Genomic DNA, 22,999 nt, shown 5'->3' with positions numbered 1-22,999 from the left:
GGTGGGCCCCGATGTGCGGGCATCGGCCGGCTGGCGTGTCCTGGACGCGAACGTGCCGCCAGCCCGGGGAGTGCCATGAAGGTCAAGGGTTCCGTCGCCGTCGTCACCGGTGCGTCGTCGGGCATCGGCCGCGCCACCGCGCTGCGGCTCGCGAGGTCCGGCGCCGACGTCGTCCTCGCCGCCCGCCGCCCGGGCGCGCTCGAGTCGGCGGCCGCGGAGTGCCGGCGCCACGGTGTCCGCGCGCTGGCCGTCCCCACCGACGTCTCGGACGCCGACGCGGTCGAGCGCCTGGCCCGGCATGCCGCGGCGCGGTTCGGCCGTATCGACGTCTGGGTGAACGACGCCGCCGTCAGCCTCTTCGGACGCGTCACCGACGTCCCGCTGGAGGACTTCCGCCGGCTGGTCGACGTCAACGTCATGGGGACCGTGCACGGGGTCCGTGCCGCGCTGGCCCACATGCGGCCCCAGGGGCGGGGCGTGATCGTCAACATCGCCTCGATCCTGGGCGAGGTCCCGCAGCCGTACACCGCGGCCTACTGCCTGTCGAAGGCCGCGGTCCGCTCGCTGTCGGTCTCCGTGCGCTCCGAGCTGGCGCTGGACGGGCTCACCGGCATCGAGGTCACCACCGTGCTGCCGCCTACGATCGACACGCCGCTGTTCGACCAGGTGGCCAACTTCAGCGGCCGTGCGGTCAGAGCGATGCCGCCGGTGTACTCCCCGGAGCGGGTGGCCCGGGCCGTCGTCGGTGCCGTCCGGTCGCCCCGGCGGGAGGTGGTCGTGAGCACCGCCGGGCGGCTGATGGCGTGGCAGCACCGGCTCTCGCCGCGAGCGGTCGAGGCGACGATGGCCGCGCAGACGGACCTGCTGCAGCTGTCCCGCCGGCAGGCCGCCGAGGCCACCTCCGGCAACCTCTTCGAGCCCGGTCCCGAGTCCGCCGGGGCGGTCCACGGTGGCTGGGGCGGGCGGCGACGGACGGCACAGCGCCGGCTGCTCACGGTCGGTGTCGTCGTCGGCGGGGCGGTCCTGGCGCGAGGCGCGCAACGACATCGGCGAGCGTGAGGTGCGCGCCCGGGACCGGCTGCGTGGCGGTCGTCAGCCCACGGGCAGGGGGCGTCCGGCCCGGAGCTCGGCCACCAGGGACCGCACGACGGCCTCGAGGCCAGGCTGCCCGCCGCCGTGCGCGGCGGCGACGGCGCGCTGGCGCTGGTAGGAGGCGCCGGCCCGCACGATCTCGTGGACCCCCTCCAGCTCGGCGGTGCACCCCAGACGCGCGGCGACCGGCGCCAGCTCGTCCAGCAGGCGCGGCAGCGCGTCGGTGATCAGCTCCTCGTTGCCGTCGGCGTCGAGGATGATGATGGCGTCCATGCCGTAGCGGGCGGCGCGCCACTTGTTCTCGTGGACGAACCAGCGCGGCATGGCGGGCAGCTCCCGTCCCTCGTCGAGCAGGGTGGAGAAGTGCTCGACGAGGCAGTGCACGAGCGCCCCGAGAGCAGCCAGCTCCAGCACGTTCGAGGTGCCGTCGCAGACCCGCACCTCCACCGTGCCGAAGTGGGGCGCCGGCCGCACGTCCCAGCGGACCTCGGTGAAGTCGTCGATGACGCCGGTCTTGAGCATGTCGTCCACGTACTGCTCGAGCTGGCCCCACTCGGCGAACTGGTACGGGAGCCCGGCCGTGGGCAGCTGCTGGAAGATCAGCGCGCGCATGGAGGCGTAGCCGGTGTCGTCGGCGCCCCAGTAGGGCGACGACGCCGACAACGCCTGCAGGTGGGCGACGTAGACCAGCAGGGACCGCACGATCGGCAGCACCTTGGCGCGGTCCTCGATCCCGACGTGCACGTGCACGCCGTAGACGACCTGCTGGCGTCCCCACACCTGGGTGCGGTCCACGACCGTGGCGTACCGCTGCTTGTCGGTGACCTGCTGTTGCGACCAGTGCGCGAACGGATGGGTGCCGGCGCCCATGATCTCCGCCCGCATCGGCTCGATGACGTCCCGGATCGCCGCGATGCCGGCCTCCAGGTCGCGGACCGCGGACCCGACCGTGTCGCACACGTCCGAGACGACCTCGAGGGTGTTGCGCAGGAACTCCGGCTTCACGTACCGGGCCCGCTCGTCCGCGGCGAGCGCGTCCATCACGGCGGGCGCCACCTGCCGGAGGTTGCCGGAGTCGGCGTCGACGAGCGCGAGCTCCCACTCGAGGCCGACGCTCGAGCGAGGGGACGGCGCGAAGTCCAGCGGCATGGGGCCATGGTTCCACGCCGCGGGGGTGGCCGCTGCCTCCTAGCGGCCGCTGGCGAGCGGCTCGACGACGAGCACGTGCTGGCGGCCGGCCACCCGGGTGAGGACGAGGGTGGCCGCCGCGTCGCCCTTGAGGGCGAGCTGGGCGCGGAGCTGCTCCGGGGTCACGGCCGTGCCGCGCTTCTTGACCGTGAGCCGCCCGACGCCGCGCTCGCGCAGATAGGCCTTCAGCTTCTTCAGGTTGAACGGCATGACGTCCAGCACCCGGTACCCGGTCGCGATCGCCGCGGTGCCCGACGGCGGCGCGGGGGCAGGCGCGTCGGTGGTGACGTAGGCGATGGTGCGGTCCACGAGCCGGCCCCCGAGCTCGTCGGCCGCGTGCGCCACCAGCCCCGCCCGCACGACGGCGCCGTCCGGCTCGTACAGGTAGGTGCCGACCTGCCCGACGTCGGGCACCAGGTCGATGTCCTGCGGTCCGGTACGCAGGGTGCGGGTGATCGTGCCGGAGCTCTCGGCGCCGTCGGGTGCACCGCCGTCGGCCGGTACCGCGACGGCGCGCAGGACGTGCGCGGAGCGGCCGGGGCCGTCGGGAGCGAGGGGACCGAACCAGAGCCCGGCCTCGACGACGTCGCCGTCGACGGAGACCCACTGGGTCTCGGCGTCCGCGGGCAGGCCGTGGTGCGGGATGCCGGGGCCGACCTTGATGCCGAGGGCCGGCACCTGATCGCGCAGCGCCCACACGGCGTCGAGCGGCGGCGCGTAGGCCGCCGGGTCGAAGATGCGCCGCCCGCCCCGGGTCCGGCGGGCCGGGTCGGCGTAGACGCCGTCGACGCCCTCCGCGACGAGGTCGATGCCGAGTCCGTCGGCGTGCCGGACCGACGCCTCGGGGAAGGCGCGCAGGTTGACCGTGGCCAGCGCGGCGGTGACCTCGTCGAGGTCGGTGGCCAGCACGTCGAGGCCGACGCCGGCGAAGGCGAGGGAGTCGGCGCCGATGCCGCAGGTGAGGTCGGCGACCTTGGTGACGCCCGCGGCGAGGTAGCGGCGGGCGTGCTGCGCGGCGACGACGAGGCGGGTGGCCTGCTCCAGGCCGTCGGGGGTGAGGAGCATCCCCTCGGCGAACGCTCCGAGCTTGCCACGGGCCTTGGCGCGCAACCGTGACTGGGTCAGGGCGGCGGCGGCGAGGTCAGGATCGACCCCCTCGGCACGGAGCCGCGTGGCCAGCACCATCGCCTGCTGGTCGTCGTACGGTGGCAGGGCGTTGAGCAGCGCCCAGCCCTCGGGGCTGAGCAGCTTGCTGAGGGAGGCCGCGTCCATGGCGACATCGTCTCAGGCGTGGCGGCAGGGGTGCGCCGATGACGCCCGCAGAGGAATCCTGGCACTCGACTTGTCAGAGTGCTAACGGCTGCCTAGATTTGGTCCCAGCGCTCACGCTGAGCCGGCACCCGCGACGACGGCCAGCGACAGGGTGCGTCCCAGTCCAGCTAGTCATCGCGAACAAGGAGGTCCGACGTGTCGGTCCCCATCAAGCCGCTCGAGGACCGGATCGTCGTCAAGGCCGTCGAGGCCGAGACCACGACCGCTTCCGGCCTGGTCATCCCGGACACCGCCAAGGAGAAGCCCCAGGAGGGCGAGGTCCTGGCGGTCGGCGACGGCCGTTTCGACGACCAGGGCAACCGTGTCCCGGTCGACGTCAAGGTCGGCGACAAGGTCATCTACAGCAAGTACGGCGGCACCGAGGTCAAGTACGCGGGCGAGGAGTACCTGGTGCTCTCCGCGCGCGACATCCTCGCCGTCGTCGTGAGCTGATCCCCAGCTCTCGACGCTGACGCACGAGGCCCCGCATCATCCGTGATGCGGGGCCTCGTCATGTCTCCGGGGGACTCCCGGCTCAGCCGACCTTGCGGTCGCGACCGGCGAGCGCGGCGCTGCGCTCGTCCTCGCTGAGCCCGCCCCAGACGCCGTACGGCTCGCGGACCCGCAGCGACTGCTCGCGGCACTGCATCATCACCGGGCACGAGTGGCAGATGGCCTTCGCGGCCTCGGCCCGTCGTCGTCGCGTGGACCCGCGCTCGCCCTCGGGGTGGAAGAACAGGGTGTCGTCCGCGTCGCGGCACGCGCCCTGGTACTGCCACTCCCACAGCTCCATGACCGGTCCGGGCAGTCTTGAGATCTCCGTCATGGCGAACAACCTACAAGTTGTGCAGAGGTTGTTCAAGGGGGTAGCGCAAGTTGGCCACCCTGAGGAGCGGCGACAGGGTTGACCAGGTCATGAACCGGTTTCGTCGGACCGATGACCTGCTTTGAGACGGGATCCCGTCTCGGATCGTGACGCGCCGGGGGCCGCAGTGGCGGTCGGGCGCAGCCCTGGCAGAATCGAGGCATGACCTCCTCGCGACCGGCCCAGGACTCGGGCGGGTCACGCCCGTCGGGCCCCGGCCTGGCAGTCGCGGCGGTCGCACGCCGCCTCGGGGTGGCCCCGGCGACCCTGCGGACCTGGGACCGGCGGTACGGGCTCGGACCCTCCGACCGCACGGCCGGCTCGCACCGGCGGTACACCCCCGACGACGTGGCCCGGCTGCTCGTCATGCGCCGTCTCACGCTCGAGGGCGTCGCGCCCGTCGACGCCGCGCAGGCGGCGCTGGACGCCGACGTCGACGAGCTGGAGGAGGCGCAGCGGTCCGGCCCGCCCGCGCCCCCGGAGGCGGCCGAGCCCGAGACCGAGCCGGCTCCGGCCGGCGACGACGGCGGGGCGCGCCCGGGCCGGGCGCACCTGCGCGCGATCCCCGGCGGCGGGCAGGGTGCGCAGACCGCACCCGGCCACGGCGGGCCCGGGCAGAACGCCTCGGGCAAGGTGTCGGCGGTCGTCGACGCCGCCCTCGCCTACGACCAGGCCCGCTGCGACGACCTCCTGCGGATCCCCGCCCAGGGGGACCCTGCCGTCTGGTGGGCGCACCTCCTGGAGCCGGCCTGGAACCGCGTCGCCGAGCGCACCGTGCTCGCCGGGCCCGGGGCCGTCCCCGAGGTCGTGCTCGCCACCGCTGCGCTGCACGCGCTGCGCTCGTTCACGGAGGCCTTCGAGCAGGCGGTGGTGCAGAACGGCGGGCCGCCGGCCAACCACCCGAGCCGCATGCGCAACATCGTGCTGATCTTCGCGGCGCCCGACGAGGTCGTGCCGCTCTCCGCGCACGCGCTCGCCGCCGCCCTGACGGCGAAGGGCAAGACGGCGCGGATCGTCACCGGCCCGGCGAGCACACGCCGCTCCCTCGAGCTCGTGACGATGGTGCGCCCCGCAGCCCTCGTGCTGGCGACGACGCAGCGGCGGCCCGATCTCGACGTGGTGCACGCGGTGCACGAGGGCTTCCCCGACCTGCCGATCTTCGTCGGCCTGCGGCGTGACGACGCCGCGAGCGAGATCCCCCTGGCCGCCCAGGTGCAGCGCGTGCGCTCCTTCACGGGGCTGCTGCACGAGGTGCTCGCCGTCGTCTCCTCCTGAGCGGCGGACGGGGCGCCCGCCGTCCCACGCGGGGGAGCGTCCGGCGTGACGGACGGCACCCCGGAGGCCTCGGCGCGCGCCGTAGACTCGGGACATGACGGAGACGACCTCGCCTGCGCACGACCCGTTCGGGTTCCTCGGCCTCACGTATGACGACGTCCTGCTGCTGCCGGGGTACTCGGACCTCGCCCCCACGGACATCGACACGACCTCTCGCCTGACGCGGGAGATCTCGCTGAAGGTCCCGCTCGTGTCAGCCGCGATGGACACCGTCACCGAGTCCCGGATGGCGATCGCCATGGCCCGTCAGGGCGGCCTCGGCGTCCTGCACCGGAACCTGTCGATCGCCGACCAGGCGTACCAGGTGGACCTCGTCAAGCGGACGCAGACGGGCATCATCTCCAACCCCGTGACGATCGGCCCCGACGCCACGCTCGAGCAGCTCGACGAGCGCGCGGGCCAGTACCGCGTCTCCGGCTTCCCCGTCCTCGACGCCGCCGGTCTGCTCGTCGGCATCGTGACCAACCGGGACCTGCGCTTCACCCCGGTGGCCGAGTGGGCCACCACCACCGTCTCGGAGGTCATGACGCCCCAGCCGTTGATCACCGGCCGCGCCGGGATCTCGCGGGAGGACGCCACCGCGCTGCTGCGCAAGCACAAGCTCGAGCGGCTCCCGCTCGTCGACGACGAGGGCCGCCTCGCCGGGCTCATCACCGTCAAGGACTTCGTCAAGTCTGAGCAGTTCCCGGACGCGTCGAAGGACGGTCAGGGCCGCCTCATGGTCGGCGCCGCCATCGGCTACTTCGGCGACGCCTGGGAGCGGGCGACCACGCTCATCGACGCCGGCGTCGACGTGCTGGTCGCGGACACCGCGCACGGCAACGTGCGGATGCTCATCGACATGGTCCGCCGGCTCAAGTCGGACCCGGCCACCAAGGACGTCCAGGTCATCGGCGGCAACGTCGCGACCAAGGAGGGGGCGCAGTCGTTCGTCGACGCGGGCGCGGACGGCATCAAGGTCGGCGTGGGCCCGGGCTCCATCTGCACCACCCGCGTCGTGACCGGCGTCGGCGTCCCGCAGATCACCGCCGTCTACGAGGCCTCGCTCGCGGCGCGCGCGGCGGGCGTGCCGGTCATCGCCGACGGCGGCATGCGGCACTCGGGCGAGATCGGCAAGGCCATCGTCGCCGGGGCCGAGGCCGTCATGCTCGGCTCCATGCTCGCCGGGACCGAGGAGGCGCCGGGCGACCAGATCCTCGTCAACGGCAAGCAGTTCAAGGCCTACCGCGGCATGGGCTCGATGGGCGCGATGTCCTCGCGCGGCAAGAAGTCCTACTCCAAGGACCGCTACTTCCAGGCCGAGGTCGCCAGCGACGACATGATCGTGCCCGAGGGCGTCGAGGGGCAGGTGCCCTACAAGGGGACGCTCGCCACGGTGGCGCACCAGCTCGTGGGCGGGCTGCACCAGACCATGTTCTACGTCGGCGCGCGCACCGTCCCCGAGCTGCAGGCCAACGGGCGGTTCGTGCGGATCACCTCGGCCTCCCTCAAGGAGTCCCACCCGCACGACATCATGATGACCGTCGAGGCACCCAACTACACCGTCTCCTGACGACACGGTGTCCTGACCGGGCTCAGCCCGCCACGGGCGGCTCGACCGGCCACGCCGTCGAGGCCCCCGGCCCGTCGAGGCCCTTCGTGCGGCGCCACTCGTTGAAGCTCGTCGCCCAGCGGTGGTGGGCCTCCTGCTGGGCGGAGTGCAGGGCGTCCAGCGCGACGGCCCGCAGGTCCGGGTAGCGGTGGAGCTGCGCGTCGAGCACGTCGAGCGTCGCCAGGACGTCCACGTCGGCGCTGTGCAGCTCGCCCTCCCCGGTGATCCCGTACAGCTCGACCAGGTCACCCAGCCGCCGCTTGCCCCGGCGGTAGCGGTCCTGCCACCGGTCGATCACCAGCGGGTCGAGCACCGGCGACACGGGCCGCCCGAGGCGCTCCGGCAGCGTGGCGAGCCCGTGGCGGACCAGCTCGGCGTCGAGGAGAGTGAGGTCGAACGCCGCGTTGTATGCCACGACCGGTACCCCGGCGCGCGTGTGCTCGGCGAGGACCGCCGCGATCTCGGCCAGCGCCTGCCGCGGAGGGATGCCGTGGGCGCGGGCGTGCTCCGTCGTCACGCCGTGGATGGCCGCGGCCTCGGCGGGGATCTCCACGCCCGGGTCGACCAGCCAGGTGCGCACGTCCGTCGTGGTCGCCGTGCGCAGCACGACGGCCGCGGTGACGATGCGGTCGGTGTGCACGTCCACCCCGGTGGTCTCGGTGTCGAAACCGAGCAGCGGGCCACCCGTCCAGGCGGTGTCGTCCATGCCGGACTCCTTCCTCGTGTCCTCGCCGGTGACGATGCCACCAGCCACCGACAGCGCCCCTGCGGTCCCGGGTCCGGCCTGCCCGGTACGCTTGCGGGGTGAGCAACGAGATCGAGATCGGACGTGGCAAGCGCGGTCGCCGTGCGTACTCCTTCGACGACGTCGCGGTGGTGCCGTCGCGCCGCACCCGCGACCCGAAGGACGTCTCCACCGAGTGGCAGATCGACGCCTACCACTTCGACCTGCCGATCATGGCGGCGCCGATGGACTCGGTCATGAGCCCGGACACGGCGGTCGCGCTGGGCAACCACGGCGGTCTCGGCGTGCTGGACCTCGAGGGCCTGTGGACCCGCTACGAGTCCCCGGAGCCGCTGCTCGCCGAGATCCGCGAGCTGCCGGCCGACCAGGCGACGCGCCGCATGCAGGAGATCTACGCCGAGCCGATCAAGCCCGAGCTCATCACGCAGCGCATCAAGGAGGTCCGCGCGGCCGGCGTCACGGTCGCCGGCGCGCTCACCCCGCAGCGGACCCAGGAGCACTACCAGACGGTCGTGGACGCCGGGGTGGACCTGTTCGTCATCCGCGGCACCACCGTCTCGGCGGAGCACGTCTCCGGGAACGCCGAGCCGCTGAACCTCAAGCGGTTCATCTACGAGCTCGACGTCCCCGTCGTCGTCGGCGGGGCCTCGACCTACACCGCGGCCCTGCACCTCATGCGCACCGGTGCCGCGGGCGTGCTCGTCGGCTTCGGCGGCGGGGCCGCCCACACCACTCGCGTCAGCCTCGGCATCCACGCCCCCATGGCGACCGCCGTCTCCGACGTCGCGGCCGCGCGCCGTGACTACCTCGACGAGTCCGGGGGCCGCTACGTGCACGTCATCGCCGACGGCGGCGTGGGCCACTCGGGCGACATCGTCAAGGCCGTGGCCTGCGGCGCCGACGCCGTCATGCTCGGCGCCGCGCTGGCCCGCGCCTCCGAGGCGCCCGGGCAGGGCTGGCACTGGGGGCCCGAGGCGCACCACTCGCAGCTCCCGCGCGGCGAGCGGGTCTCGGTGGGCACCGGCGGCACCCTCGAGGAGATCCTCTTCGGGCCGGGCCGCCAGGCGGACGGCACCACGAACCTGGTCGGTGCGCTGCGCCGGGCGATGGCCACGACCGGCTACTCCGACCTCAAGGAGTTCCAGCGGGTCGAGGTCGTCATGTCGCCCTACCAGCCGCGGTGACCCCGGAGCCCGCACCGCAGGTCCTGGCCGGCACGCTCCTGCGGGAGATCACGGACGGCGACGTCGAGCAGGTCGTCGCCCTGTGGCGCGAGTGCGACCTCACGCGTCCGTGGAACGACCCCCACCGCGACATCGCCGACGCGCGGCGCAACCCCACGTCCACGGTGCTCGTCGCGCTCGACGCGACCTCCGGCGTCGTCGGCTCGGTGATGGCCGGGTACGAGGGGCACCGCGGGTGGCTCTACTACGTGGCCGTGGCCCCCTCGCTCCAGAGGTCAGGGCTCGGGCGGCGGCTCGTCGAGGCCGCGGAGGACTGGTTGCGGGGCGCCGGGACCAGCAAGGTCATGCTCATGGTGCGCACGGCGAACGAGCACGTGCATGACTTCTACGGGAGTCTGGGTTACACCGCCCAAGATGTCGCCGTCCTCGGTCGATGGATGGACGAGTCCCGCTGAGAGCGAACGACACGGAGATCTGACGCCTCGTTCACCGGGCCGTCACCGGCGCCGCATAGAGTGTCGCCCATGGCAACCGCGCACGAGAGCGACGGCGCTCTGGGCGATCTCATCGATCCCGAGCTTCCCTCGTCCACCTACGTCCTCGAACCCGAGGTCGTGTCCCCGCTGGTCAAGAGGGTCGTGACCTCGCACGACGCCGGCACCCACCGCAGCACGTCGCCGTTCACCGGCGCACCGCTCGCCGCGGTGCCGCTCTCGAGCACCGACGACGTCGCCGACGCCGTGGAGCGCGCCCGGGTCGCCCAGCACGACTGGGCCGCGACACCTCTCGCCGAGCGCGCCCGGGTCCTCGACCGGCTGGGCACGCTGGTGCTCGACCGTCAGTCGGAGATCCTCGACCTCATCCAGATGGAGTCCGGCAAGTCGCGGCGCAGCGCGTTCGAGGAGGTCGCCGACATCGCCCAGGCCTGCCGCCACTACGTGGTGCGCGGGCCGCGCTACCTGGCGGACCGTCGCGTGCCGGGTGCCCTGTCGGTCCTGACCGGCGCCCGCGTCCACCGGCGCCCGGTCGGGGTGGTGGGCGTGATCTCCCCCTGGAACTACCCCCTCACGCTCGCGCTCTGCGAGGCGATCCCCGCGCTGCTGGCGGGCAACGCCGTCGTGCTCAAGCCCGACCCGCAGACCACGCTGTCCGCGCTGTGGGCCGCCGAGCTGCTCGCGGAGGCCGGGCTGCCCGACGACCTGTTCTCGGTCGTCGCCGGGGGCGGTGAGATCGGGGCGGCGCTGGTGGACCACGTCGACCACATCGCGTTCACCGGGTCCACGGCCGTGGGCCGCACGGTGGCGGCGCGCGCGGGCGAGCGGCTCATCGGCGCGACGCTCGAGCTGGGCGGCAAGAACCCGTTGTACGTCGCGGCCGACGCCGACCTCGACGCCGCCGTGCCGGGCGTGGTCCGCGCCTGCTTCTCCAACGCCGGGCAGCTCTGCATGTCGATCGAGCGTCTCGTGCTGCACGAGCGCATCGCCGACGCGTTCCTCGAGCGGTTCGTGCCCGCGGTGCGCGAGCTCGCGCTCGGCGCCGGGCTCGACTACACCGCGGACATCGGGTCGCTGGTCTCGGCCGACCAGCTCGAGAGGGTGGCCGCGCACGTCGACGACGCCCTGGCCAAGGGCGCGCGGGCCCTGACCGGCGGCGTGCACCGTGCCGACGTCGGCCCGTACTTCTACGCACCCACGGTGCTCGACGACCTCCCCGAGGACGCGGTCTGCCTGCGCGAGGAGACGTTCGGGCCCGTCGTGGCGGTCTCGCGCGTCGCGAGCGACGACGAGGCGGTCCGGGTCATGAACGACACCGAGTTCGGGCTCAACGCGTCCATCTGGTCGCGCGACGTCGTGCGCGCCCGCCAGGTCGCGGCGCGGGTCGAGGCCGGAACCGTGGTCATCAACGACGGCTACCTCCAGGCCTGGGGTTCCGCGGGCGCGCCGATGGGGGGCATGAAGGCCTCCGGCCTCGGACGGCGGCACGGCCGCGAGGCGATCGAGGCGGTCACGGAGGTGCAGAGCGTCGTCGCGCAGCGCGGGCTCAGCGCGGGACTGTCCCTGGACACGCTCTACGCGCTCGGCGGGGACGTGCCCAGCCGGGCGCTCACCCAGGCGTTGCGGGGGATGCGGCGGCTGCGCCTGCCCTGATCACCGCAGCGCGGCGAGCTCGGCGCGCAGGTTCCGCTCGGCCTGGTCGGCCCAGCGGTGCCGGGCGGCCGGCGTGCGGAACAGACCGGGACCGGTGTGCAGGGTGAGCAGCTGGTCGAGCACCGCGCCGCGCCCGGCCCGGAAGTCGGCGTCGGGCACGTGGCCGTACTCGGCGCGCACCTGGGCCACGTAGCGCGCGTAGCGCCCGGCGTCCCCGCCGAGGACGGCGAGGTCGGCGTCGCTGACCAGGCATCCCGCCAGATCCTCGGGAGCCGGGTCGTGCCCGGCCGTCACGAGCACGAGACGTCCGATCTCCGCCACGTCCCCGGCCGAGAGCACCCGGCGTCGCTCGAGCGGTGCCAGGAGGCCGCCGACGAGCGCGGCGGAGCGTTCCTCGTCGTCCGGGGTGGCGCCGTCGTGCACCGCGTCGTGGAACCACAGCGCCACCTCGGCGCGCCACGCCTCCCGGGCGGGTGCGCCGGTCTCGCGCGCGAGGGGGCCGATCGCGTCGAGGACGTCGGCCAGGTGGAGGCGGCCGTGGTAGACCCGGTGCGGCTCGCGCCACCGGTCGACGACGTCCTCGCCGACCGCGGTGATCCCGCCGGCGTCGTGTGCCGCCGGGTCCGTGCCCGCGGCCCAGAGCGCGGCCCATCGTGCCAGGAGGGCCGGGCGCTTCGCCCGTCGTCGTTCGTGGCCCGGGACCCGCAGGGGAGTGGCGGCGAGCCGCCGGGCCAGCTCACGGCCGTCCACCGGTGTCGCCCCGGCGGCGACGAGGTCGTCGTACCGCTCGTCCGGGACGTCGTAGTGGTCGAGGTCGAAGGCTCGGTCGGGGATGCCGGCCGCGCGCGCGAACGTCCGCAGCTCGTGCAGCGACGCGTCCGAGACGAGGTGCGACCAGAGGCGGTCGTGCGCCGGCCAGGCCGGCGGGTCGACGAGGACGGTCACGGCGTCTCCTCGGCGGGCGTCGCGGTGTCGAGGGCGCGGCGGACCTCGCCGACCAGTGCGGCCATGGCGGCCTCGGCGGCCGGCGCGTCGCCGTCGGCCACCGCGTGCGCGACGGCCTCGTGCTGGTCGAGCGCCTCCGGCACGGGGGAGGCCGGCATCAGGCCGAGATGCGTGCGGCCGGCCAGCACCTCGGCGACCACGACGGCGAGCGCGCCGAACATCTCGTTGCCGCTCGCGCGCAGCAGGAGCTCGTGCATCCGGACGTCGAGCGCGAGGAAGTCGGTGAGGTCGCCGCGGGAACCCAGCACGCGCATGCGGGCGGCGAGGTCGACGAGCTCGGCGCGCTCGGCGGCGGAGGCGTGCCGGGCGGCGCCCGCGGCGGCCAGCGGCTCGACGGCGTGACGGAGCTCGGTGAGGGTGCGGAGCTGCTCGTCGCGGCCCGGGCCGGCGAGGCGCCACCGGATCACCCGCGGGTCGAGCACGTTCCACTCCTCCCGGGGCAGCACGACGAGCCCGACCCGTCGGCGTGAGCGGACCAGCCCGAGGCCTTCGAGCATCCGCATGACCTCCCGGGCGACGGTGCGAGAAACGTGGTGCTGTGTTCCGATCGACTCGAGGGTCAGCGGGGTGCCGGGTGCCACGTCGCCGCTGGTGATGGCTCGCCCCACGGCGTCGAGGACGGCGTTGTGCAGGGCGGGGGGTGGCATGGGGGGAGCCTACCGAGACCGGCACGGGCCGCAATTGGTCACACCAATGGCTTGCCAAAGGTGCTACCAATCATGCATCCTCGTGGAACTGACCCGCCGACACGGAAGTCGAACCGATGGACACCGACGTCACACCTGCCGAACCCGGCCCCGCGCAGGACCTCCGCGACGAGGCGGCCGACGCCGTCACGCACGTCGTCGTCATGGGGGTCGCCGGCTCGGGCAAGACCACCGTCGCCCGGATGCTGGCCGACCGGATCGGCGTCGAGTACGCCGAGGCCGACCAGTTCCACTCCGAGGCGAACATCGCCAAGATGAGCGCGGGCACCCCGCTGACCGACGAGGACAGGGCGCCGTGGCTGGCCGCGATCCGCGACTGGCTCAGCACCGAGGCCGACGCCGGACGCACCGCCGTCGTGACCTGCTCCGCCCTCAAGCGTTCGTACCGCGACGTGCTGCGTGCAGCGCGGGGCCGCGTGTGGTTCCTGCACCTGCACGGGTCGCCCGAGCTGCTGGCCGAACGGATGACGGGGCGGTCCGGCCACTTCATGCCCACCTCGCTGCTCCCGTCGCAGCTCGCCACCCTCGAACCCCTCGACGACGACGAGGACGGGCTCACCGCCGACGTCGCCGCACCGCCCGAGGAGATCGTGGACGACGTCGTCGCCCGATGCTCCGCCCCGACCTCCGGGAGGACCACCCATGACGCCTGACGACTGGACCCAGACCCTCACCGCGGGGCCGCTGCTCGCCATCGCGGCGGCCGCCGTCGCCCTGCTGCTCGTCCTCATCATCAAGGTCCACCTGCACGCGTTCGTCGCCCTGATCCTCGTCAGCCTGCTGACCGCCGTGGCGGCCGGCCTGCCGAGCGGGAGCGTCGTCGACGTCCTGCTCGACGGCTTCGGGTCCACGCTGGCGGCGGTCGCGCTGCTCGTCGGGCTCGGCGCGATGCTCGGCCGGCTCGTCGAGACCAGCGGCGGGGCGAAGGTGCTCACCGACGTGCTCGTCGACCGGTTCGGCGAGCGTCGGGCCCCGCTCGCGCTGGGCGTCGCCTCGCTGCTGTTCGGGTTCCCGATCTTCTTCGACGCCGGCCTCGTGGTCATGCTGCCCATCGTGTTCGCCGTCGCGCGGCGGCTCGGCGGGTCCGTGCTGCTGTACGGCCTGCCCGTCGCCGGCGCGTTCTCCGTGATGCACATCTACGTGCCCCCGCACCCGGGGCCGGTGGCCGCCTCGGAGTTCCTCGGGGCGGACGTCGCGACCGTGCTGCTCGTCGGCCTCGTGGCCGCGCTGCCGACCTGGTACGTCACCGCCTACCTCTTCGGTCGCTGGGCCGGCCGTCGCTTCGAGCTGCCCGTGCCGGAGATCCTCGGCCGCGCCGACGACGCGCAGACCGCGAACCCGCCACGCTTCGGGACCGTCGTCGGCATCCTGCTGCTGCCGCTGGTGCTGATCTTCGCCAACACGGGGCTGGAGACGGCGGCATCGGCCGGCTGGGTCGACGGGGACTCGACGGTCGTGGCGGTCGCCGGCCTGGTCGGCGCGACCCCGGTCGCCCTGCTCGTCACGGTGCTGGTGGCCGCGTGGGTGCTCGGGCGTCGCCGGGGGATCGAGGGCACCGCGCTGGAGAAGACGCTGGACTCCGCGCTCGGCCCGGTCGCGTCGGTCATCCTCATCACCGGCGCCGGCGGCATGTTCGGCGGGGTGCTGCGGGCCACCGGCATCGGCGACGCCCTGGCGGAGGTCCTCGGCGACCTCGGCCTGCCCGTCATCGTGGCAGGCTTCCTCATCGCCGCGGTGCTACGCGTCGCCCAGGGCTCCGCGACGGTCGCGCTGACCACCGCGGCAGGGCTCATCGCCCCGGCCGTGGCCGCCGGCGGCTACGGAGCGGTCGAGCTGGCGGCGATCGTCGTCGCCGTCGCCGCCGGGTCCGTCGTGCTCAGCCACGTCAACGACTCCGGCTTCTGGCTCGTGGGCCGGTTCTTCGACATGGACGTGCGGACGACGCTGCGCACGTGGACCGTCATGGAGACGGGCATCGGTGTGATGGGCTTCGCGATCGCGGGCCTGGTCTTCGCGGTGGCCTGACGCGAGGCGTGGGGGCCCGGCGGTGCGTCGGGCCCCCACGGAACCCGGTGTGCTGCTGCGCGCGAGCGTCACCCGGTGGTGACCGCCGCCGTCGGCTCCCGGCCGTCGACGGCCTCCACGCACTGGCGGGCGATCGCCAGCTCCTCCATGGTCGGGACCACCATGACGAGGGTCTTCGCCCAGTCCGGGGAGATGATGCGCTCGCCACCGCGCGCCGCGTTGCGGTCGGCGTCGACGGCGATCCCGAAGTTCTCCAGGCCCGCGCAGACGGCGGCGCGCACCGCCGCGTCGTTCTCCCCGACGCCCGCGGTGAAGGCGATGACGTCCACCCGCCCGAGCAGCGCCGCGTAGGCGCCGACGTACTTCGTGAGCCGGTGGACGTAGACGTCGAACGCGAGCGCCGCGTCCTCGTCGCCGTCGTCGATGAGCTGGCGCAGCTCGCGGAAGTCGTTCACCCCGGACAGCCCCAGCATGCCCGAGCGCTTGTTGAGCAGCGTGTCGAGCTCGTCGATGCTCATCCCGGCGTTGCGCGCGAGGTGGAACACGACGGCCGGGTCGATGTCGCCGGACCGCGTGCCCATGACCAGGCCCTCGAGCGGCGTCAGGCCCATGGACGTGTCGACGGGGACGCCGCCGCGCACCGCCGACGCCGAGGCCCCGTTGCCGAGGTGCAGCACGATCGTGTTGAGGTCCTGCACGCGCCGGCCCAGCACCCGGGCCACCTTGCCCGCCACGTACTGGTGGCTGGTGCCGTGGAACCCGTAGCGGCGGACGTCGTGCTCGCGGGCGACCTCCCGGTCGATGGCGTAGGTGTAGGCCTCGGCGGGCAGCGCCTGGAAGAACGCCGTGTCGAACACGGCGACGTGCGGCACGTCACCGAGCAGCTCGCGGGCCACGCGGATGCCCTGGACGTTCGCCGGGTTGTGCAGCGGAGCGAGCGGCACCAGCGCCTCGATGCGGTCCACGACGTCGTCGTCCACCACCACCGGCCCGGAGAACTCCGCGCCGCCGTGCACCACGCGGTGCCCGACGGCGTAGATGCCCGCGTCGGCGAGGCGGGGCCCGATCTCGTCGAACATGCCGAGGGCCAGCCGCAGCGCCTCGCCGTGGTCGGGCACCTCGAGCTCGCGCCGGGTGCGGTTGCCGGCGAAGGTGTGCGTCACGATGCCCGTCGAGCTGCCCGACTCGCCGATCCGTTCCACCGTGCCCGCGGCGATCGCCTCGCCCCCGACGGGGTTCACGAGCTGGTACTTCAGCGACGACGAGCCCGAGTTGAGCGCCAGCACCGAGCCGTGCGCCCCGTACGCGCTGTACGGGTTGGGCCGGTCGGACTCGGGGACGATGCTCATGCTCGGGCTCCGTTCGAGGGGGCGGACTGCGCCTGGATCGCGGTGATCGCCACGGTGTTGACGATGTCCGGCACCAGCGCGCCGCGGGACAGGTCGTTGACCGGCTTGTTGAGGCCCTGCAGCACCGGCCCGATCGCCACGGCGCCGGCCGACCGCTGCACCGCCTTGTAGGTGTTGTTACCCGTGTTGAGGTCCGGGAAGATGAACACGCTGGCCCGTCCGGCCACCGACGACTCGGGCAGCTTCGAGGCCGCGACCGAGACGTCCACGGCGGCGTCGTACTGGATCGGGCCCTCGACGCTCAGCTCCGGGTGCCGCTCGCGCACCAGGTCGGTCGCGGCGCGCACCTTGTCGACGTCGGCGCCCGTGCCGGAGGTGCCGGTCGAGTAGGACAGCATGGCGACCTGCGGCTGCACACCGAACTGGTCGGCCGTGGCCGCCGAGGACGCGGCGATGTCGGCGAGCTGCTCCGCCGTCGGGTCCGGGTTGACCGCGCAGTCGCCGTAGACGAGCACCCGGTCGGGCAGGCACATGAGGAACACCGACGACACCACGGACACGCCCGGCTTCGTCCTGATGATCTCGAAGGACGGCCGGATCGTGTGCGCGGTCGTGTGCGCGGCGCCGGAGACCATGCCGTCGGCCAGGCCGAGGTGGACCATCATCGTGCCGAAGTAGGACACGTCCGTGACGATCTCCCGCGCCCGCTCCACGGTCATGCCCTTGTGCGCGCGCAACCGGGTGTACTCGGCGGCGAACCGCTCGACGTGCTCCGCGTCGGTGGGCGCGATCACCTGGGCGGCGTCGATGTCGAGGCCGAGCTCGGTGGCCCGTCCCCGGATCGCCGTCTCGTCGCCGAGGATCACCAGGTCGGCGATGCCGCGGGCCAGCACCGTGGAGGCGGCGCGCAGGATGCGGTCGTCGTCGCCCTCGGGCAGCACCACACGACGGCGGTCACCGCGGGCGCGCTCGATCAGCTCGTGCTCGAACATGAGCGGCGTGACCACGGGGGTGCGCTCGACGGCGAGCCGGGCCAGCAGCTCGGCACCGTCCACCCGCTGCTCGAACATCGCCCGGGCGACGTCGTGCTTGCGCTGCGCCGTCGCCGTCATGGCGCCGCGGGTCCGTGCCGCGACCCCCGCGACCTCGTAGGTGTCCATCGTGGTGGCGATGATCGGCACGTGCGGTTCGAGCGCCGCCGCGAGCTGGCCCGACCGGCCCGACGGCCGATACCCACCGGTGAGGATCAGGCCGGCGAGCGACGGGAAGCGCTGCGCGGCCTGCACCGACAGCAGCCCGAGCAGCACGTCCGTGCGGTCGCCGGGCGTGATGACCACGGTGCCGTCCGCGAGGTGGCCGAGCATGTGCTCGAACGTCATGGCGCCGACGATGACGTCGAGCGCCTCGCGCGCGAGGAGGTCGCGGTCACCGAGCAGCAGCGTGCCGTCGACCGCGTCGGCGAGCTGGGCCACCGTCGGTGCGCCGAGGAACGGCTCCTCCGGGATGACCCAGGTGGGCAGGTCCTCACCGGAGATGCCGGCCCGCACGGCCGCGGGCGCGTCCGTCACGGCCTCCTCGGCCCGGTTCACGACGACGGCGATCGGCTGGGCGTGGCTCGCGCGCAGCTCCGCCACGCTCAGCCGGGTCAGGGTCGAGACGTCCTCGAGCCCCCGGCCGCGCCCGGAGACCACGAGCAGCACGGGGGCGTCGAGGTTGGCCGCCACCCGCGCGTTGAACGCGAGCTCCGTCGCGCCCGACACGTCCGTGTAGTCCGTGCCGAGCACCACGACGGCGTCGGACCGGGCGGCGACCGCGTGGTACCGCGCCACGATCCGCGCGAGCGCCTCGTCCGGGTCGGCGTGGACGTCGTCGTACGTGACCCCGACGGCGTCCGCGTAGTCCAGGTCGACGCCGTCGTGCGCGAGCATCATCTCCAGGACGTGGTCCCGGACGCCCGTCCCGCCGTCGGCCGCGGGGCGTTCCGGGACCCGGGAGACCGCCCGGAAGACGCCCACCCGCTGGACCTGGCGGACCAGGAGGTCGAGCACGCCGAGCGCGACCGTCGACTTGCCGGTGTCCCCCTCGGGGGACGCGATGTAGATGCTGCGTGTGCTCACTGCCTGCCTGTTCGCTCGCGTCGGGCGGTGGTCACGTCCATTCCACCGCATGCACGACGGCGGCGCACCGGTACCGCGGCGTCGGCTTGGTCACTCCCGGCGGGTCACTCGTTGTCACCGCCGGTCGCCGTGGCGGCGTCGTACATCGGGCCGGCGTCGTCCGTGGCCGTCTGTCCGGCGTCGGGCCACACCCAGTCGCGCACCTCGGGGATGTCCTCGCCGTGCTCGCGGGTGTACTGCCGTGCCGCGAGGCGCGCGTCCACCATCCGCTGGCGCAGGCCGGCGACCTTCGAGCCCAGCCCCGGCACCCGGTCGATGACGTCGAGGACCAGGTGGTACCGGTCGATGTCGTTCAGCATCGCCATGTCGAACGGCGTGGTGGTGGTGCCCTCCTCCTTGTAGCCGCGCACGTGGATGTTCGGGTGGTTGCGGCGGCGGTAGGTGAGCCGGTGGATGAGCCACGGGTAGCCGTGGTAGTTGAAGATGACCGGCCGGTCGGGGGTGAACAACCCGTCGAAGTCCTTGTCCGACAGGCCGTGCGGGTGCTCCCGCTCGTCCTGCAGGCGCATGAGGTCCACCACGTTGATGACCCGGACCTTCAGGTCCGGCAGCTCCTCGCGCAGGATGTGCGCGGCGGCCAGCGTCTCGAGGGTGGGGACGTCGCCCGCGCAGCCGAGCACGACGTCGGGGTCCTGCCCGGGAACCTCCGTGCCGGCCCACTCCCAGATGCCGAGCCCCCGCGTGCAGTGCGCGATCGCGTCGTCCATCGGCAGGAACTGCGGTGCGGGCTGCTTGCCGGCCACGACCACGTTCACGTACTGCCGGCTGCGCAGACAGTGGTCGTAGGTGCTGAGGAGGGTGTTGGCGTCCGGCGGCAGGTAGACCCGGACGATCTCCGCCTTCTTGTTGACCACGTGGTCGATGAACCCCGGGTCCTGGTGGGAGAACCCGTTGTGGTCCTGCCGCCACACGTGGCTGGACAGCAGGTAGTTGAGGGACGCGATCGGCCGGCGCCACGGGATGTGGTTCGTGACCTTGAGCCACTTGGCGTGCTGGTTGAACATCGAGTCGACGATGTGGATGAACGCCTCGTAGCTGGTGAACAGGCCGTGGCGTCCCGTCAGGAGGTAACCCTCCAGCCAGCCCTGGCACTGGTGCTCGCTGAGCATCTCCATGACGCGACCGGCGCGGGCGAGGTGCTCGTCGACGTCGGGCCCGTGGAAGTCCGCGTTCCACTGCTTGTCCGTGACGTCGTAGACGGCCTGGAGGCGGTTCGAGGCGACCTCGTCCGGCCCGAAGATCCGGAAGGTGTCCGGGTTGCGGCGGATGACCTCCGTCAGCCAGGTGCCCAGCACCCGGGTGGACTCCGCCATGGCGCCGGCCGGCTGGGGGACGTCGACGGCGAAGTCGCGGAAGTCCGGCAGCCGCAGGTCCTGGAGCAGCAGCCCGCCGTTGGCGTGCGGGTTGGCCCCCATGCGCAGCTCGCCCTCCGGGGCCTGCGCGGCGATCTCGTCGCGCAGCCGGCCGGCGTCGTCGAACAGCTCGTGCGGCCGGTACGACTGCAGCCAGCCGCGCAGCACGTCCAGGTGCTCGGGGGTGTCGCGCGCGCTGGCGAGCGGGACCTGGTGGGCCCGCCAGGAGCCCTCCGTCCGGTGCCCGTCGATCTCCGGCGGGCAGGTCCAGCCCTTGGGGGTGCGGAAGACGATCATCGGCCAGGCGGGCCGCTCCTGCTCGTCCGCCGGCGAGTCCTGGGCCGCCGCCTTGATGCGGGCGATGTGGTCCATCACCTCGTCGAGCAGCTGCGCGAACCGGCGGTGGACCGCAGCGTGGTCCTCGCCGTCGAACCCGCCGGTGAAGAAGTAGGGCGTGTGCCCGTAGCCGACCATCAGGTCGCGCAGCTCGTCGTCGCTGATGCGGGCGAGCACCGTCGGGTTGGCGATCTTGTAGCCGTTCAGGTGCAGGATCGGCAGCACGACGCCGTCCGTGCGGGGGTTGACGAACTTGTTCGAGTGCCAGCTCGTGGCCAGCGGGCCGGTCTCGGCCTCGCCGTCGCCGACGACGGCCGCCACCAGCAGGTCGGGGTTGTCGAACGCGGCGCCGTAGGCGTGCGACAGCGCGTAGCCGAGCTCGCCGCCCTCGTGGATCGAGCCGGGGGTCTCCGGCGCCACGTGCGACGGGATGCCGCCGGGGAAGGAGAACTGCTTGAACAGCCGCTGCATCCCCTCGTCGTCCTGGGTCACGTCGGTGTAGATCTCGGAGTACGTGCCCTCGAGATACGTGCTGGCCACCAGGCCGGGACCGCCGTGGCCCGGGCCGGCGACGTAGACCGTCGACTGCCGGCGCTCGCGGATGATGCGGTTCAGGTGCGTGTAGAGGAAGTTCAGGCCAGGGGTGGTACCCCAGTGCCCGAGCAGGCGCGGCTTGACGTCCTCGCGCTCCAGCGTGCGCCGCAGCATCGGGTTGTCGAGCAGGTAGATCTGGCCGATCGACAGGTAGTTGGCGGCACGCCACCACTGGTCGAGGCGTTCGACGTCCGTGTCCGAGAGCTCCGCGACGCCCGTCGCGGGCCAGGTCGGGGAGTCGGCGGTCGAGGTGCTCATCTGACGCTCCTACGGGGAGAGGGACGATCGTGCTCGCTGCTCATTCCATCGCACGCCGCGTCCCGGCGCAGCATGACGCGCGGGTCCGGCGGCGGCGACGGACGTGCGTGAGGTTCGCCACCGGATTCCTGGTCGGCCTCCGCGCGCGGATACCGTGGTGCCCGTGCCGAACCCGCCTGTGCGCCGATCCTTCGGGGCGGTCGCCCGCCAGCCGCGGATGATCGCGATCCTGCTGGTCTTCCTCGCCGCGGCGGCCGTGTGCGGGCGGCTGGGTGTGTGGCAGATCGACCGGGCCTACGAGCGGGCCAACCTCGCCGCGCAGCAGGAGGCGGCGGAGGCGGCCGCGGCGGCGCCCGTCGACCTCGGCGAGGTGCTCGCGCCGCAGTCGTCGTTCCCGGGAGAGCTGGTCGGGCGTGAGGTGGCGGTGACGGGCTCGTACGAGCCCGACGGGCAGATGCTCGTCGCCGGACGCTCGCTGGACGGGGTCGACGGCTACCTGGTCCTCACCCCGCTGCGCGTGTCCGACGACGGCACCGACGGCGCGTCGTGGGCGTCGCTGTCCGGTCCGCCCGTGCTGCCGGTGGTGCGGGGCTGGGTCGACTCGGCGACGCCGGGGGACGAGGCCCTCGAAGTTCCGGCGGGCCAGGTGACGCTGGACGGCTGGCTGCAGGCCTCGGAGTCCACCGCTCGCACCGGCGTCGTGCCGGAGAACCCGGGCGGCCCGCCCCTGACGCAGGACATCGCCTCGAGCGCGCTGGCGAACACCTGGGACGGCCCGATCTACACCGCCTACGTGGTGCTCACCGACTCCTCCCCGGAGCAGACGCCCGCTGCCGCCGGTGGTCCGGCACCCCTGCCCCGACCGGTGCTCGAGGGCGGCGCGGACGTCAACCTGCAGAACTTCTTCTACGCCCTGCAGTGGTGGGTCTTCGGCCTGTTCGCCGTGGCCCTCTGGGTCCGGCTGGTGCGGGACGAGATGGCCGGCGGCGTGCGCGAGCGCCGGTCCCGTCGCGGCGGTCGCGGCCCGGGCGGCGATGCGGGTGACCCGGTGGGCACCGGCATCGCGGGCCTGCCCGCCGGGTAGGTGCCAGGCTGGGCCCCGTGGCGTCCATCGACCTGAAGAAGTCGTACCCCGACTACCGCGCGACGACGACGCCGTCCCGGGTGACCGTGCCGCCGCGTCCCTACCTGCTCGCCGACGGGGAGGGCGACCCGAACACCGCGGGCCTCTACCGTGCGTGCGTCGAGTCGCTGTACCCGCTGGCCTACGCGGTGCGGGCCGCGGTGAAGGAGGCCACGGGTGACGCGTACACCGTGATGCCGCTCGAGGGCCTGTGGTGGGCGGACGACATGAGCCGGTTCAGCGTCGAGGCCAAGGACGACTGGCGGTGGACGCTGATGATCTGCCTGCCCGACGCCGTCGCCTCCGTCGACGTCCCCGACGTCCTGGCCCGCACGACGGCGAGGAAGACGCTGCCCGCCGGCGACCGCGTCCGCTACGAGCACTTCGGCGACGGGGACACGGCGCAGGTGCTGCACGTGGGGCCGTATGCCGCGGAGGCCCCGACCGTCGCCGGGCTGCACGAGTTCGTCGCGGCCGAGGGCCTCGTGCTGGCCGGCACCCACCACGAGATCTACCTGTCGGACCCGCGCCGGGTCGCGCCGGAGAGGATGCGGACGATCATCCGCCAGCCGGTCCAGCCCCCTCCCCGAGCGCTGTGGGTGCACGACGCGCCGC

Annotated in this window: 20 protein-coding genes; 11 read left to right on the top strand and 9 right to left on the bottom strand. The window is 73.4% G+C overall.

Translation table 11 applies throughout. The features are described 5' to 3' along the window. Nucleotides 1-75: 75 nt before the first annotated feature. On the top strand, nucleotides 76-1,059 hold the full coding sequence (locus MWU57_RS12805; RefSeq protein WP_246909573.1) for an SDR family oxidoreductase: 984 nt from the start codon (nucleotides 76-78) through the stop codon (nucleotides 1,057-1,059). Between the two features lie 33 nt (nucleotides 1,060-1,092). Here the strand turns inward: MWU57_RS12805 and MWU57_RS12800 are convergent, their stop codons facing one another. Together MWU57_RS12800 and MWU57_RS12795 are read right to left on the bottom strand one after the other, a co-directional pair. Further along, complete coding sequence (locus MWU57_RS12800) at nucleotides 1,093-2,241, bottom strand: glutamate--cysteine ligase (RefSeq protein WP_106267197.1); 1,149 nt, start codon at nucleotides 2,239-2,241, stop codon at nucleotides 1,093-1,095. Between the two features lie 39 nt (nucleotides 2,242-2,280). Beyond that, nucleotides 2,281-3,552: a class I SAM-dependent methyltransferase gene (locus tag MWU57_RS12795; protein WP_246909571.1), complete on the bottom strand. Its 1,272-nt coding sequence runs from the start codon at nucleotides 3,550-3,552 to the stop codon at nucleotides 2,281-2,283. Between the two features lie 195 nt (nucleotides 3,553-3,747). Here MWU57_RS12795 and groES point away from each other — a divergent pair, with 195 nt between their 5' ends. Continuing rightward, entirely contained in the window at nucleotides 3,748-4,044 is a 297-nt protein-coding gene (gene groES / locus MWU57_RS12790) for a co-chaperone GroES (RefSeq protein WP_106267193.1), read from the top strand. A gap of 82 nt (nucleotides 4,045-4,126) precedes the next feature. On the opposite strand, the gene MWU57_RS12785 is transcribed toward groES, so the two are convergent. Next, complete coding sequence (locus MWU57_RS12785; protein WP_246909569.1) at nucleotides 4,127-4,417, bottom strand: WhiB family transcriptional regulator; 291 nt, start codon at nucleotides 4,415-4,417, stop codon at nucleotides 4,127-4,129. Nucleotides 4,418-4,618: 201 nt separating this feature from the next. On the opposite strand from MWU57_RS12785, the gene MWU57_RS12780 reads away from it, so the two are divergent. After that, entirely contained in the window at nucleotides 4,619-5,731 is a 1,113-nt protein-coding gene (locus MWU57_RS12780; protein ID WP_246909568.1) for a MerR family transcriptional regulator, read from the top strand. A gap of 94 nt (nucleotides 5,732-5,825) precedes the next feature. Beyond that, nucleotides 5,826-7,343 (top strand): IMP dehydrogenase, encoded by a 1,518-nt coding sequence (guaB, locus tag MWU57_RS12775; protein ID WP_106267188.1) that lies wholly within the window; start codon nucleotides 5,826-5,828, stop codon nucleotides 7,341-7,343. 22 nt (nucleotides 7,344-7,365) lie between these two features. On the opposite strand, the gene MWU57_RS12770 is transcribed toward guaB, so the two are convergent. Then, nucleotides 7,366-8,088, bottom strand: coding sequence for an exonuclease domain-containing protein (locus MWU57_RS12770; RefSeq protein WP_246909567.1), 723 nt, complete (start codon nucleotides 8,086-8,088; stop codon nucleotides 7,366-7,368). A 98-nt stretch (nucleotides 8,089-8,186) separates the two neighbouring features. Here MWU57_RS12770 and MWU57_RS12765 point away from each other — a divergent pair, with 98 nt between their 5' ends. The 3 genes from MWU57_RS12765 to MWU57_RS12755 all read left to right on the top strand — a co-directional run bounded on the left by MWU57_RS12765 (nucleotide 8,187) and on the right by MWU57_RS12755 (nucleotide 11,458). Next, a complete protein-coding gene (locus tag MWU57_RS12765; RefSeq protein WP_106267184.1) occupies nucleotides 8,187-9,311 on the top strand; it encodes a GuaB3 family IMP dehydrogenase-related protein in 1,125 nt (374 codons plus the stop codon). Next, a complete protein-coding gene (locus MWU57_RS12760; RefSeq protein ID WP_243400931.1) occupies nucleotides 9,308-9,766 on the top strand; it encodes a GNAT family acetyltransferase in 459 nt (152 codons plus the stop codon). The genes MWU57_RS12765 and MWU57_RS12760 overlap by 4 nt, the downstream gene beginning before the upstream one ends. A gap of 69 nt (nucleotides 9,767-9,835) precedes the next feature. After that, a complete protein-coding gene (locus MWU57_RS12755; protein WP_246909566.1) occupies nucleotides 9,836-11,458 on the top strand; it encodes a succinic semialdehyde dehydrogenase in 1,623 nt (540 codons plus the stop codon). Here MWU57_RS12755 and MWU57_RS12750 read toward each other — a convergent pair whose 3' ends face one another. Together MWU57_RS12750 and MWU57_RS12745 are read right to left on the bottom strand one after the other, a co-directional pair. After that, nucleotides 11,459-12,403, bottom strand: coding sequence for a DUF4031 domain-containing protein (locus MWU57_RS12750; RefSeq protein ID WP_246909565.1), 945 nt, complete (start codon nucleotides 12,401-12,403; stop codon nucleotides 11,459-11,461). Beyond that, nucleotides 12,400-13,110, bottom strand: coding sequence for a FadR/GntR family transcriptional regulator (locus MWU57_RS12745; RefSeq protein WP_246909564.1), 711 nt, complete (start codon nucleotides 13,108-13,110; stop codon nucleotides 12,400-12,402). The genes MWU57_RS12750 and MWU57_RS12745 overlap by 4 nt, the downstream gene beginning before the upstream one ends. Nucleotides 13,111-13,226: 116 nt before the next feature. On the opposite strand from MWU57_RS12745, the gene MWU57_RS12740 reads away from it, so the two are divergent. Then, nucleotides 13,227-13,823 carry a gluconokinase gene (locus MWU57_RS12740; protein WP_106267176.1) on the top strand — a complete coding sequence of 199 codons (597 nt, stop codon included), beginning with the start codon at nucleotides 13,227-13,229 and terminating at the stop codon, nucleotides 13,821-13,823. Further along, complete coding sequence (locus MWU57_RS12735) at nucleotides 13,813-15,195, top strand: GntP family permease (RefSeq protein WP_106267174.1); 1,383 nt, start codon at nucleotides 13,813-13,815, stop codon at nucleotides 15,193-15,195. Before MWU57_RS12740 ends, MWU57_RS12735 begins: the two co-directional genes overlap by 11 nt. Before the next feature lie 68 nt (nucleotides 15,196-15,263). Here MWU57_RS12735 and MWU57_RS12730 read toward each other — a convergent pair whose 3' ends face one another. From MWU57_RS12730 to MWU57_RS12720, 3 genes are all read right to left on the bottom strand, one after another. Next, nucleotides 15,264-16,544 carry an acetate/propionate family kinase gene (locus MWU57_RS12730; protein ID WP_246909563.1) on the bottom strand — a complete coding sequence of 427 codons (1,281 nt, stop codon included), beginning with the start codon at nucleotides 16,542-16,544 and terminating at the stop codon, nucleotides 15,264-15,266. After that, entirely contained in the window at nucleotides 16,541-18,661 is a 2,121-nt protein-coding gene (gene pta / locus MWU57_RS12725) for a phosphate acetyltransferase (protein WP_374108551.1), read from the bottom strand. The genes MWU57_RS12730 and pta overlap by 4 nt, the downstream gene beginning before the upstream one ends. 104 nt (nucleotides 18,662-18,765) lie before the next feature. Beyond that, nucleotides 18,766-21,261, bottom strand: a complete 2,496-nt coding sequence (locus MWU57_RS12720; protein ID WP_106267169.1) for a phosphoketolase — start codon at nucleotides 21,259-21,261, stop codon at nucleotides 18,766-18,768. A gap of 163 nt (nucleotides 21,262-21,424) precedes the next feature. Here MWU57_RS12720 and MWU57_RS12715 point away from each other — a divergent pair, with 163 nt between their 5' ends. Both MWU57_RS12715 and MWU57_RS12710 read left to right on the top strand, forming a co-directional pair. Continuing rightward, nucleotides 21,425-22,345 carry an SURF1 family protein gene (locus tag MWU57_RS12715; RefSeq protein ID WP_246909561.1) on the top strand — a complete coding sequence of 307 codons (921 nt, stop codon included), beginning with the start codon at nucleotides 21,425-21,427 and terminating at the stop codon, nucleotides 22,343-22,345. A 17-nt stretch (nucleotides 22,346-22,362) separates the two neighbouring features. Further along, nucleotides 22,363-22,999: GyrI-like domain-containing protein (locus MWU57_RS12710; RefSeq protein ID WP_246909559.1), on the top strand; the 637-nt coding region annotated here is incomplete at its 3' end.

Source organism: Isoptericola sp. S6320L (genome assembly GCF_023015685.1).
GTDB lineage: Bacteria > Actinomycetota > Actinomycetes > Actinomycetales > Cellulomonadaceae > Isoptericola > Isoptericola halotolerans_A.
This window is presented reverse-complemented; position numbering and strand designations above follow the sequence as displayed.